General features: G+C 61.8%; 12 protein-coding genes. 8 read left to right on the top strand and 4 right to left on the bottom strand.

Translation table 11 applies throughout. The features are described 5' to 3' along the window. Positions 1-171: 171 nt before the first annotated feature. Entirely contained in the window at positions 172-588 is a 417-nt protein-coding gene (gene flgB / locus JF616_06025) for a flagellar basal body rod protein FlgB (GenBank protein MBW8887303.1), read from the top strand. A 33-nt stretch (positions 589-621) separates the two neighbouring features. Here the strand turns inward: flgB and JF616_06020 are convergent, their stop codons facing one another. Both JF616_06020 and JF616_06015 read right to left on the bottom strand, forming a co-directional pair. Then, positions 622-1,419 (bottom strand): hypothetical protein, encoded by a 798-nt coding sequence (locus JF616_06020; protein ID MBW8887302.1) that lies wholly within the window; start codon positions 1,417-1,419, stop codon positions 622-624. A 116-nt stretch (positions 1,420-1,535) separates the two neighbouring features. Further along, positions 1,536-2,075 carry a hypothetical protein gene (locus tag JF616_06015; GenBank protein MBW8887301.1) on the bottom strand — a complete coding sequence of 180 codons (540 nt, stop codon included), beginning with the start codon at positions 2,073-2,075 and terminating at the stop codon, positions 1,536-1,538. A 268-nt stretch (positions 2,076-2,343) separates the two neighbouring features. On the opposite strand from JF616_06015, the gene JF616_06010 reads away from it, so the two are divergent. The 3 genes from JF616_06010 to cysC are packed head-to-tail and all read left to right on the top strand — an operon-like array spanning position 2,344 to position 5,728. Then, positions 2,344-3,231 (top strand): sulfate adenylyltransferase subunit 2, encoded by an 888-nt coding sequence (locus JF616_06010; GenBank protein MBW8887300.1) that lies wholly within the window; start codon positions 2,344-2,346, stop codon positions 3,229-3,231. A 27-nt stretch (positions 3,232-3,258) separates the two neighbouring features. Then, entirely contained in the window at positions 3,259-5,112 is a 1,854-nt protein-coding gene (locus tag JF616_06005) for a 50S ribosome-binding GTPase (protein MBW8887299.1), read from the top strand. Positions 5,113-5,125: 13 nt separating this feature from the next. Continuing rightward, positions 5,126-5,728, top strand: coding sequence for an adenylyl-sulfate kinase (gene cysC / locus JF616_06000; GenBank protein MBW8887298.1), 603 nt, complete (start codon positions 5,126-5,128; stop codon positions 5,726-5,728). Positions 5,729-5,792: 64 nt separating this feature from the next. Here cysC and JF616_05995 read toward each other — a convergent pair whose 3' ends face one another. Then, positions 5,793-6,200: an Hsp20/alpha crystallin family protein gene (locus tag JF616_05995; protein ID MBW8887297.1), complete on the bottom strand. Its 408-nt coding sequence runs from the start codon at positions 6,198-6,200 to the stop codon at positions 5,793-5,795. A 238-nt stretch (positions 6,201-6,438) separates the two neighbouring features. Here JF616_05995 and JF616_05990 point away from each other — a divergent pair, with 238 nt between their 5' ends. Further along, on the top strand, positions 6,439-7,353 hold the full coding sequence (locus tag JF616_05990; GenBank protein MBW8887296.1) for a hypothetical protein: 915 nt from the start codon (positions 6,439-6,441) through the stop codon (positions 7,351-7,353). On the opposite strand, the gene JF616_05985 is transcribed toward JF616_05990, so the two are convergent. Continuing rightward, positions 7,325-8,332, bottom strand: a complete 1,008-nt coding sequence (locus tag JF616_05985) for a hypothetical protein (GenBank protein MBW8887295.1) — start codon at positions 8,330-8,332, stop codon at positions 7,325-7,327. The genes JF616_05990 and JF616_05985 overlap by 29 nt on opposite strands. Before the next feature lie 164 nt (positions 8,333-8,496). Between JF616_05985 and lipA the strand changes: the two genes are divergently transcribed. The 3 genes from lipA (at position 8,497) to JF616_05970 (ending at position 12,152) form a co-directional block, all read left to right on the top strand. Continuing rightward, entirely contained in the window at positions 8,497-9,405 is a 909-nt protein-coding gene (gene lipA, locus JF616_05980) for a lipoyl synthase (protein ID MBW8887294.1), read from the top strand. A 207-nt stretch (positions 9,406-9,612) separates the two neighbouring features. Then, a complete protein-coding gene (locus tag JF616_05975; protein MBW8887293.1) occupies positions 9,613-11,328 on the top strand; it encodes a protein kinase in 1,716 nt (571 codons plus the stop codon). Beyond that, positions 11,328-12,152, top strand: a complete 825-nt coding sequence (locus tag JF616_05970) for a hypothetical protein (GenBank protein ID MBW8887292.1) — start codon at positions 11,328-11,330, stop codon at positions 12,150-12,152. Before JF616_05975 ends, JF616_05970 begins: the two co-directional genes overlap by 1 nt. Position 12,153: the final 1 nt, after the last annotated feature.

The raw sequence follows: 12,153 nt of genomic DNA, 5'->3' as shown, positions 1-12,153 counted from the left end.
ATTCCCGAAATAGGAATAAGGCCGGAAAGGGTCGCGGGGAGATATTGCCGCCTGGCAAAACTTTCCCGCCCTTTTTTGCCGCCTTCGTCGATGAGTCCATTGACAGGGCCGAAACGCGCCGGTTACGGCCCATGCTTCGTTTGGAACGGGCCTTGCTTTCCTTAGCGCCCCGTGGACATTCGCAACTTCCTCTTCGGCGGGGACACCCGCCAAATGGCCTATAAGGCGCTCGACGCGAGCACCCTGCGGGCCAAAGCCATCTCCGAAAACCTGGCCAACGTCCAAACGCCCGGCTACAAGCGCAAGGAAGTGGATTTCGAGGAGCAATTGCAGAAGGCGCTCAAGGCAAAGCTCGCCGCCGCCCAAGATCAGCCCGGGCATTTGCCCGCCGGCAAAGGGATCGACCTCGCCCAGATCCGACCCGTCGTCTACGAGCCCCAGGATCAATCCCTACCCGGGGAAGTGAACAACGTGGACGTGGATATGGAGGGCGCCAAGCTGGCGGAAAACCAGATCTACTACTCGTTCTTGATCAAATGGGTGGGATTCGACAAGTACATGGGCGCCATCTCCGGCCGCAGCACCTGATCGTCCGAACGCGGCGCCGGATCGCGGCCCCGCTCAACGGGACTTGGCTTTTTTCGCCTGGGCCTCGACAAGGAAATTGAGATCCTTCTCGGCGTTGTCGAACATTTTCTCGATGCTCTCGCCGGGAAGCCCCGCGCCCTTCGTCGACTCCAACGTCCAAGTCCCCGTGAAATTCCGGCTGCGCAGCAGGGAGAGGATTTTCAGATTTTCGTCGGCGTTCTCTTCCAGCAAGATGCGCTGGCCGCCCTTGCGGGCTTGGACTCCCAGATTGGCTATGAAATCGCCGGCCTTTTCGAATGCGGCTTCCAGTTCTTTGGGCGCGAACAGGAAAGGACGTAGCACGCCCTTGAAACGGCCGTCCCCCAATGCCGTCTTGGCTTGCGCCAATGCGCCCGCGAGGACGCCTTCCCCTCCATCCACCAGCAGGAGGCTATCCCGGGGTACGTCCCGGGACCAATCCTTGAGGAACCCCAGGGCCTCCTCGGAACCCAGGTCCGATATTCCCAGCTTCAGGGCGTCCGGCCGGAAGTAATCGCATGCTTCGAGGATGGTTTCGCGGAAACGTTGGCTCTTGTCCGATCCGTCCCAGGGAAGGGTCGCGGCCAGGGCGGCGATAGGCAGGTCCGCATCCCCGGCGTGCTCGCGAATGAGCTCCCACTCCGAGCGCGAGGAAAACAGGAGATGGTTGATCCAGATTTCGAGGCCAGTGAATCCCGCCTCGCCGGCGTCTTCCACCCAATCGCTCACCAGCAAACTGGGTCCCTTGCCATTGGATCGGTTCTTCTCGAGCAGCAAGGTGGATAGGATAACGGCGGAGCCGGAGATGGCCATGGGGACCCCTTTATCGGATAAATATGGGTTAATGGGTCTCCCACGGCAATACGGGCTTTCCCGGATGCCGCTTTAGGCGCCGGTTTCCGGGACGTCGGCCCGGCAAGAGGAATTCCTTAAGGGCTTGGGATTTTCGCGCTCGGTACGACCACTGCCTTGGCCAGGAATTTCCCGTTCGTCACCTGGATCACCTTAAGCGAATCCTCGTATTCGGGTATCGCCACCATTTCGCAAGCGAAAATCCCTTCCACCTGGGTGCCCGATACCCGGGTGAATTTGACATAACCCGAACGCGTGAAAAAGAAATACCCATCCTTCGTGAATTCACCGATATGTTTCCCTGGAATGCTATCCAAGGGCACGCTATCGGGTTGGTCGGTCGGAATAGCAAAGCTGAATGAGTTGTTGTTCAGGTCAACGCCAATTATCCCAGGCGGCAATGACTCGTCTGATCCGGTATCTCCGGGAGGCCTGACGGAAAAACTGGCGCCCATCTCCGCGTACCAAGGCTTTCCATCGATCAGGGCCGTCATATATGTCCCGTCCTGGGTGCCGCCATCGCTCCCGTTCGGGCTCGAATCGCACCCGGTTAACAGCACCCCCATACCGAGCGCGGCCACCACGACGGGGATGAATCGATCAAGTCTGGGTCTCATTTGCTTTTCTCCCGGCGGAGGATTCTAACGAACCACATCCCTTTCTATAGGACGCTTAGCTGGAAGAATATATTCCTGAAAAAACATCACCTTGGAAGAAAACCTATAAAACAAGTATGGTATATTCGATTTCTTTTAATCATATAGACAATATAGGATATAAATCCCCTTTAATAATCGAAATTAATGGCTTTAGAATGAGGTGTGGGCCCAATCTTATCCCCATTGAAATAATATGTTAGATTAGCCGGCCGGAGCGGAAATACCCATGCAGCAAGATCATTTGGACCAACTCGAAAACCAAAGCGTGTACATCCTGCGCGAGGCCTACGCCAATTTCAAGAGCCTTGCCATGCTCTGGTCCATCGGCAAGGACAGCACCGTCTTGCTCTGGTTGGCGCGCAAGGCCTTCTTCGGCCATGTACCGATCACCCTGGTGCATATCGATACCTCGTACAAGATCCCGGCCATGATCACCTACCGCGACAAGCTGGCCATGGATTGGAATTTGACCATGGTTTATGGCCAAAATAAGGAAGCCCTGGCCAGGGGCGAAACCTTCCCCAACGGGAAAATCACGCGCCTGCAATGCTGCAAGGCCCTGAAGACCGACGCGCTGCGGAATACGCTTTCGGGCGAATGGCCTCGCTACCGGCTCAACCTCCAGACCGGGAAGTATGAACTGGACAAGAACAAGGAGCCCTATACGGGCGTGATCGTCGGCGCCCGGGCGGATGAAGAAGGCTCGCGTTCGAAGGAACGCTATTTCTCGCCCCGCGATAAGAACAACGAATGGGACGTGGGCGATCAGCCGCCCGAATTGTGGAACCAGTTCAAGACCGATTTCGCGCCCGGCACCCATCTGCGCATCCATCCCTTGCTGGATTGGACCGAGCTCAACATCTGGGAATACATCGAACGCGAGAACATCCCGATCATCGATCTCTACTTCGATCAGGGCAACGGCAAGCGCTACCGGTCGCTGGGATGCTACCCTTGCACCACCCCGGTGGAATCGACCGCGAAGAACGTCTCCGAGATCGTGGCCGAGCTCAAGACCGGGAAGTTCGTGAACATCGCGGAACGCTCCGGCCGGGCCCAGGATAAGGAAGACGGCGGCGGGCTGGAGACGCTCCGCCGCGACGGATACATGTAAGCAACGATGACCGCACAGGAACCGAAAATGGAACAGACCCGCATCGCCATCCCCACCTATTCCGCCGACACGGCCGGCAAGGTCGAGGGCCGCATCCGCATGAACATCGTCATCGTGGGCCATGTGGACCATGGCAAGAGCACCGTGGTGGGCCGGCTCCTGGCCGATACGGGATCGCTGCCCGACGGAAAATTGGAGTCGGTGCGCGCATTCTGCGAACGCAATTCGCGCCCGTTCGAATACGCTTTCCTGCTGGACGCCCTCAAGGACGAACAAGCCCAGGGCATCACCATCGATACCGCGCGCACCTTCTTCAAGTCCGGGAAGCGCGACTACATCATCATCGATGCTCCGGGGCACATCGAATTCCTGAAGAACATGGTGACCGGGGCGGCCCGCGCCGAAGCGGCGGTACTGGTCATCGATGCCAAGGAAGGCATCCGGGAGAACAGCAAGCGCCACGGCTACCTCCTTTCCATGCTGGGCATCAAGCAGATCGCGGTGGTGGTTAACAAGATGGATCTCGTGGGCTATTCGCGGGAGGCCTTCGAGGACATCCGCGACGAGTTCATCGCCTTCTTGGCCCGCATCGGGGCCACGCCGAAATTCTTCATCCCCATCTCGGCCTTCAACGGCGAGAACCTCACGAAGGCTTCGGATAAGATGGCCTGGTACAAGGGCCCGAACGTGCTGGCCGCCATGGACGCCTTCGAGAAGGAACCTCCCAAGGCCAACCAGCCCTTCCGCATGCCCGTCCAGGACGTGTATAAGTTCACTTCCCTGGGCGACGATCGCCGCATCGTGACGGGCCGGGTGGAATCGGGGTCGGTCAAGGTCGGGGACGAAGTCGTTTTCCTGCCTTCCGGCAAGAAGAGCCGCGTCGCCTCCATCGAGGCCTTTCACGCCGCCAAGCGGAACGAGATCGGCGTCGGCTATTCGACCGGGCTCACCCTCGCGCAGCAGATCTACATCGGACGCGGCGAACTCGCGGTGATCGCCTCGGAGGCCCCGGCCGAAGTCGCGCGCCGCTTGCGCATCAACCTGTTCTGGATGGGGAAAAAACCTTTCGCGGCCGGCAAGACCTATTTCCTTAAGCTCGGTACCGCCAAGATCCCCTGCCGGCTGGAACGGATCAATTACCTCATCGACGCTTCGGAAACCGCCGGAGCGGAAACGAAGTCCGCCGTCGAACGCCATGACGTGGCCGATTGCGTCATCGAACTTTCCAAGCCGCTTGCCTTCGATCCCATCGCCCGCCTGGAGGCCACCGGCCGTTTCGTGATCGTGGATCAGTACGAAATCGCGGGCGGAGGCATCATCCGCGAGGCCCTACCCGATGAGGTCCAGGTGCAGGGACCCGCGGTGACCGCCTTGGTCCGGTCTTCTTTGCCCGCCGATTCCCGGGCCCAACTGCTGGGCCAGAAACCGGCCTTGTTGGTGGTCGTGGGGGGGCCCGGTCGCGACCCGCACGGTCCTGCCAAGGCCATCGAGGCGAAACTCGCCGCCCTCGGCCGTCATGCCTTCTATCTGGGGCTGGCCGAACCCGGAAAGACGGAAGATGCCCATGGGGCCCCCGTCCCGGGGGATACGGATGCCGCCGCGCGTGCGGGCGGATCGCCGCTCACCGCCGAAGCGAGCTGGGACGCGCAATCCCCTTCCGCCAAACTGGGGGAGGCCGCCGCTTTGCTGCTCGACGCCGGCTTGATCGTCGTGGCCGCGGTCCGGGGCTTGGATACCGACGGCATCGGATCCTTGGAAGCCCAGGTCAAGCCGCATGCCGCGCTCGCCTTGGAAGCCGCCGCGGATGCCGAAGCCGGGGCTTTGGCCGGGCTGGTCGACGCGGCCTTGGCGCGCTTGCGCTCCGCGGGCGCGATCCGGTAATTAGATTCTGAGCATGGACGGTAAGCCTAACGAAAACGTCGTGCGCCACCGCGTGACCGTGGATCGCGCCGCGCGCATCCGCATCAGCGGGAACCGGAGCGCGGTGCTTTGGTTTACGGGCCTTTCCGGAAGCGGAAAGTCCACCATCGCGAACGCCTTGGAGGCGCGCCTCAACGCGATGGGTCGCCTCTCGTACCTTCTCGACGGGGACAACGTGAGGCTGGGACTGAACTCCGATCTCGGATTCAGCGAGGCGGATCGGAAAGAGAACAACCGGCGCGTGTCCCACGTGGCCCAATTGCTATGGGACGCCAATGTCTTGACCTTGGTCTCCTTCATTTCCCCGTTCCGCTACGAACGGGAATCGGCGCGCAACCTTATCGGCCCGGACTTCATCGAGGTTTTCGTGGACGCGCCCATCGCCGAATGCGAGAAGCGTGATCCGAAAGGATTGTACGTGAAGGCCCGCAAAGGGGAGATCGCGCAATTCACCGGCATCTCCTCTCCCTACGAGCCCCCCGAACACCCCGAGTTCACCGTGCATACCGATCGCGAGACGGTGGAGCAGGCGGTGGATAGGATCTTGGTTCTGCTCAAGGACCGCGGCTACCTCTAAAACTCCGCTGTAAAAAGGGCGGGCCCTTGGGCCCGCCCTCCATTCCTCCCAACGGAGGGTGCGATTACCGGATCTCGATGGTGCGGGACAGGGCTTCCTTCGCCTTCGGGATCCTGAGGGTCAGGACTCCGTGCGCGTACTCGGCTTTGATTTCGCCGCCTTGGACGTTGCGCGGAAGCTCGAAGGTGCGGGAGAAGGCGCCATAGCTGGATTCCACGTAGCGGTATTCGCCCTTGGTATCCTTATGGAAGCTTTCCTTGTTTCCGCTTACGGTCAAACGGTTCTCCTTCACTTCGACCTTGATGTTCTCCTTGGGAACGCCCGGCAACTCGGCCCGCAGCAGGAACTCTTCCTTGTCCTCTACGACGTCCACGGCGGGAGCGAAACCTTGCTTAGCCGACCCGTTCGAATCGAAGTCGTTGAAAAATTGGTCGAGCCATTTGGCGGGGTTGTAAACGAGAGAGTTGTTCATGGCGATGTCCTCCTTGAAACCTTTCCGGGCCTTGGCCCATGGATGACCATTGGAAAAGCAACCTGCGTGCCATGCTTCCAAGTATGGGACGGACCAGCCCAGAGGCGCGGATCGGCCCATCGCCAAGGCTTCCGAAGCGTCCGTCCGGGAGAAGGCATTCGGAAATGCGACAAGGGCTGGAACGCCTGTCGCATGTTGAGACCGGGCCGGCCAGGCCCAATTAATTACCTTGGGTCCCATGCCCGACCGTTCCGATTCCGAGCCGTTCCGTCTCGATTCCGCGGCCCTGGAGCGCTTGTTCCGGGCCTATCGTCTCCCCATGCCAACTTCCGGGCTGGTCCTGTTCGCTCTGCGCGGGGCCCTTCCCGAAACTCCCGCCTCTGGCTGGGTCCGCTCCCTTCGCGTTCATAGGGCCCGGGTCGACTATGTGCATATGCGCTGTACCTTGGGGATCTGGGATCGGGCGGGCGGGAGGATATTCGCGGCCCCGGGATCGACCGTGCCCCACAAGGATAACGTTCGCAAGGCGGCGGCCCGCAAAGGGAACATGCGGGGGCGGGGTACCAACCAATTGGAGCCGGGCTACTACGTGGACTTGACCAAGGGCGAGCATCTGCAAGGCAAGCTGAACGGCCATCAGGCGCTGCGCCAGACCGCCTCGCGGCTGTACCGGCGCAGCCCCCGGGGCCTGCCCTATTCGGCTACGTCACCCCTGTACTACGGTAACCCCTATGATAACCTCCACTGCGGTTGGAACCTGGACGGCCTCGGGCCGGGATTCAGCAGCGCGGGTTGCATGGTTGTGGCCGGATTGCCGCTGTGCCCGAGACGGTCGGATGCGCCGTCCAATCGCGGTCCCTGGCAGACCTTTCACAAGCTTCTTTATGCCGTCCCGCAAACAGCCTTCCCCATCCTGCTCGCGCCGGCGGATGAAGCACTAAAGCTGATGCTGGGACCGGGCCGAACCGCGCTTACCTACGGATCGGAAGGGGAAGACGTGATGGCGTTGCAGGGGAAGCTGAAGAAAGAAGGGCGATACCAAGGCCGCGTTACCGGGAGACTGGACGCGCGCACCTATAGGGCTTGGAAACGCCCCCGCTCGGGACGCGCTCCCAAGCGCCCGGTTAGAACGTCATCTGGAACTGGCAGTTGACCACGTCGTCGGACACGAAGTGCTGGAGTTGTTCCCCGTAGGAGCGAACGTACTCCGCCGTGACTTTCATGCCGGGATGTTCCGAAGGTCGGGGGTGGTAGATGGCCCCCAAGGTGAACATATGCAATCCGTCTTGCGGGTAGGTACCGTCGCTGGGATCGGTGAACTCGTACCGGAATACGGAAGACCAGCGATCCGAATGGTCGAAGCGGATCAAGGAAGAACCCCCCCATAACTGCGTGGCCGCGGAGTCCGATGGATGCGGCACGTCGCGCAAATACATGAGCAAGGCCTCGTTGAAAAGGTGGACCCGGCCCATGTCCAGGGAGTGGTTGAGCGACCCGTCCGCCACGGCGTTCGACTTGAACCAATACTGCGCTTTCCACCCCTCGTGGCTCCCGACGAACTGGTCCCAGCTCCGATCCGCGAGCATCCCGATATGGCCTCCCCAAACGGTGAAGGGGGAAATCCGCCAGTCCAGGGCATAATCGATTCCTAAGACCTGGGTCACCCGGCCGCCCAGGAAGCTAGGCTCGTCATTGATCACGTTTTCACCGTTCGCATTGCGGATGAAGAGGCGGTTGCGGATCCCGCCGGCGCGGAAGTCGCGCTCGATCTCAACGCCGAAATCGCGGCCGGCGAAGGTGCGCGCCCAATAGGACCACAAACGCGCGTAGCGCGGGGCATTGACGAGATTCCGCCCGAACTCGTCTTCATCGGTCACCGATTTAAGGCCCGCGCCCCGGAACTTACCCGCTCTGAGGATATAATCGTTCCATCTTTTTGTGAGATAGACTTCCTGGAGATCCATGGCCATGGCGTTCCAAACCGCCGTCACGGAAAACGTGCTATCCAGGGCGACGTTGCCGTTCAAGCGGGCTTGGCTGATGTAAAAACCGGCCCGGTTGTTGTTGCCCAGCGGATCTTTGAAGACGTTCGGCCAGGCGGCGCCGTTCATCCCGTCGGTATATCCCATCAAGGTCCCTCCGGAAAGGGAATACTTCCCGGAGTCCGCAGGGAGCGCCGGATGCGCGGTCGCCAAAGCAAGTAGGAGACCCGTTCGCACGCCGAATAACCGATTCAAAAACCCCGCCTTTCGCCTGGGATGGCCAATAAACATACAATAATGGGTATCTTTGGATTATGGCTCCCGACCCTTCCGCCGCACCTGTCCTTCCCGTACGCCGAGCGCTTCCGGGCAAACCAGCTTGGCTCAAAGCCCGTATCCCCGGTGGCGAAGCCTACTCCAAGGTGCGCGCGACCGTGGAAGAGCATGGCCTGAATACCGTGTGCCAAAGCGCGAGTTGCCCCAACTTGGGGGAGTGCTGGTCGAAGGGCACCGCCACCTTCATGATCCTCGGGAATACCTGTACGCGCGGTTGCCGCTTTTGCGATGTCCCCAAAGGACGGCCCGGGGAATATGACCGTGAAGAGCCTGCGCGCGTAGCCGAGTCGGTACGGCTCATGAAACTCAAGTATGCCGTCATCACCTCCGTGTCGCGCGATGATCTTCCCGATCAAGGCGCGGACGTCTGGGCGGAGACCATTCGCGCGGCGCGCGCCGCCGCTCCCGAGTGCCGCATCGAGGTCCTCATCCCCGACATGCAAGCCGACGTCGGCTTGATCGATCGCATCCTCGACGCGTCCCCGGACATCCTCAACCACAATTTCGAAACCGTACCGCGGCTGCAGAAGGCAGTACGGGGCCGCGGCAATGTCCGGGACAGCAGCGTCGTCCTGGCCCATGCCAAGCGGCGCGGTTTCCGCACCAAAACCAGCCTGATGCTGGGTTTGGGAGAAAGCGGGGAGGAGCTGAAGGAGATGATCGCCTATGTCGCCTCGCTCAAGGTCGACATCCTCACCATGGGGCAGTACCTCCAACCCACCCGCGACCATCTCCCCGTTGAGCGCTATGTACCCCCGGCGGAGTTCGAGACGCTGCGCGTCCATGCCCTGGAAAACGGCATCCGTATTTGCGTCTCCGGGCCGATGGTGCGTTCCAGCTACAACGCGGATCAGCAGTCCGCGCCCCTGTTTTCGGCCCATCCCTGAAATCCGGCCCTTCCGCCGGGGCCTTAAGTACCAAGCCGCATGGTGCAAGGCAGCTTGGTGTTTCCCCGCGGAGAACGGATCCAGCATATCGACCTGGGCTTTGGGAGGATTGGGTTGTAGAAACCCCGGGGGCCCGCTATATTAGATTCGGCCAATTTTCGACGATTTTCCGAATATTTCGATCAATAACGAACCACGAAGACATCCATGGACCCGTCGGAAAGATCAGAAACGATTCAGGCCGGTCAATCGCTTGGCAAGTTCTACCTCGTGCGCTTGATCGGCGACGGCGGGACCTCCCGCATCTTCAAGGCTTTGCAACAGCCTATCAATCGCATCGTGGCCCTGAAAATCCCCTCTTTCTCCCAGCCCGGCAACATCCTTTCCCCGGACGAATTCCTTTCCGAAGCCACCTTGATGGCGCGGCTCGATCACCCCAAGGTGGTCCGCATCTACGACTTCGGCGTCCATGAGGATACCGCCTTCATCTGCATGGAGTACGTGGAGGGCTGGAACCTGGCCGAATGGATCGAGGCGCGCGGAGCGATGTCCCCGGCCGCCGCGCTGGCCGTGGGCCTGCAAACCTTCGACGCCTTGATGCATGCCCACGGCCACGACGTGTTGCATCTTGATCTTTCGCCGGCGAACGTGTTGATCGGCCGCCAAGGAACGGTCAAGCTCTCCGATTTCGGGATGGCCGGCAAACGATTGCGGTCATCCGAAGGCCGCATCGTCGGGACGCCCGCATTCCTTTCCCCCGAACACGTGGCGGGCATGCCGGGGACGCGCCTTTCCGATCTATTCTCCTTCGGTTCCCTCCTTTACTATGCCGCGCTGGGCGAACCGCTCTTCGATCCCGGACCCGGTAACACTCGTGTTACCCAAGCCATCCGCGAGATCGAAACGGCCCGCTCCCGCCCTCCGGAAGATCGCCTGCGGCGCCTGCCCGCGCCGGTGGCCGGAATCGTTCGGGCGGCGCTGAACGGGGCCGGATCGTCGGAAGTTTCGGCGGCATTGAAGGCGGCCTATCGCGACGTTTGCGGCGAAGCCGATCCGGAAGCGACCCTGCGCCACGAGCTCGGCCTGGATGGGGCCCATCCGGGGGCGCCGTCCGAGACCCCGTTGCCGGAAGGCGAAGCATTCCGCGATCTTTACATGCGCATGCGCGCGGAAGGGCGGCATCGGGAAGCGGTGGGCCTTTTGGAGCGCGCCTTGCGGCGGCAACCGGAGAGCCCCATGCTGCGGGAACTCCTGGCGCTTCCCCCGTTGCGCCAGAAGTCCGGGGCCGCCACCATGGCAGTCGGCGCTGAACCCGCCCCGGCCGGCGATCGACAGGCGGGCCCGGCTTCCCGGCCTGCCAAACGCCTAGCATGGATCGCCATCGGTAGCCTGGCGGTTACCTTCGCCGTGTTGGCTTGGGCCCGGGCCGGCCGCGGGAACGCGGGTGCCCCTTCCGACCTGGCGAAGGCGGCGGCTCTCGCGGGGCCGCAACGGCCGAACCTTCCCCCTCAGCCTTCCGGACCGGTATCGGGCAGCGACGCGCGGCCTGCCGCCGTCCCTGCCTCGCCCAGCGAACCCGCGGAAAAGATCGGCGTCCCTCCCGCCCTTCACGCGGACATCAACGCCGCGGGGATGCGCGCATCCGCCCGAGCGGTAAACGCCGCCCCGCGGCGACCCCGCCCTCCCGCGGTGGCCATCTCCGGACCCGCAGGAACGCGCGTCTCCGTGGACGACAGCGCGGAATGGGTCTCCCCTGGGCCGAAAGGCGGCTGGGCGGTGGCGCCGGGTCTGGTCAACATCACCCTTAAACCGCCGGGTTCGGGTCGAGCCATTACCAGCAGCCTCTTCGTATCGGAAGATACGTTGTATGTTTTGAGCTTGGACACCGATGGCGGATTCTCCGTTTCGCGCAGGCGGCGCTGATGCGATTCCTCCTGCTGCTCGCCTCGGCGCTCGCGGTGGCGACGGCCCGTTCCGAGCCGTCACTTAAGCGGGCCGCCGCCTTGTATCATCAAGGACGCTATGACTCGGCCTTGGCGGTGCTCGAAACTTGCCGAACGATCGCGCTAAGGCATCGGGACTCCCTGGCCTTGTTCCAATATTCCGGGATGGCATCCGCGCGCCTCGGCAAGAGCGAAGAGGCCAATGCGGATTTCCGCGCCTTGCTCGAATTGGACAGCTTGTTCCAATTCCCCCGCAACGAAGACAGCGCCATCCTCGCCTCCTTCGCCCAGGCGCAACAGGGGCGCTCCGCCTCTCCCTCCAAAGACAACGATTCGGCATCGGGCCGCGACTCGCCGCCACGCGTCGCCAGCGCCGGAAGGGGAACCGGGACCGCCCTACCGGTGAGCTTAATCGTACCTTCGGATAAGCTGGTTCCGATACCGTCTTATCCCGGTTCCGGCCCATCGGCGGGTTCCGCGCCTCCGGCCCCTTTCCCATCGAGCGCCGGCAAGAACGGTCCGCCCGGGATCGGATTGGCCATGGGGGCGATCCCGTTGGGCGGCGGCTGGCTCTACCGGGGGAGGCGGAAGCAAGGACTGACCCTGGCGATCTTGCAAGCGGGAGGACTGGCTTTCTCGCTTTACGCTTCTTCGCAGATGAGCGCCGCCGAGCGCGATGCCGACGGGATACGCGGCCATGCCGAACTCGGGAACGAATTGAGGTGGCAGTGGACCCAAAGGGTGACCTTGTCCATCGCGCTGGGTGCCTATCTTTTCTCTTTGATCGCATCCAGGGGGGAATAAG

It is taken from the genome of Fibrobacterota bacterium, assembly GCA_019509785.1.
Classification (GTDB): Bacteria; Fibrobacterota; Fibrobacteria; order UBA11236; family UBA11236; genus Chersky-265.
Note: the sequence above shows the minus strand (reverse complement) of the source record. Positions and strands in the feature narration are given on the sequence as shown.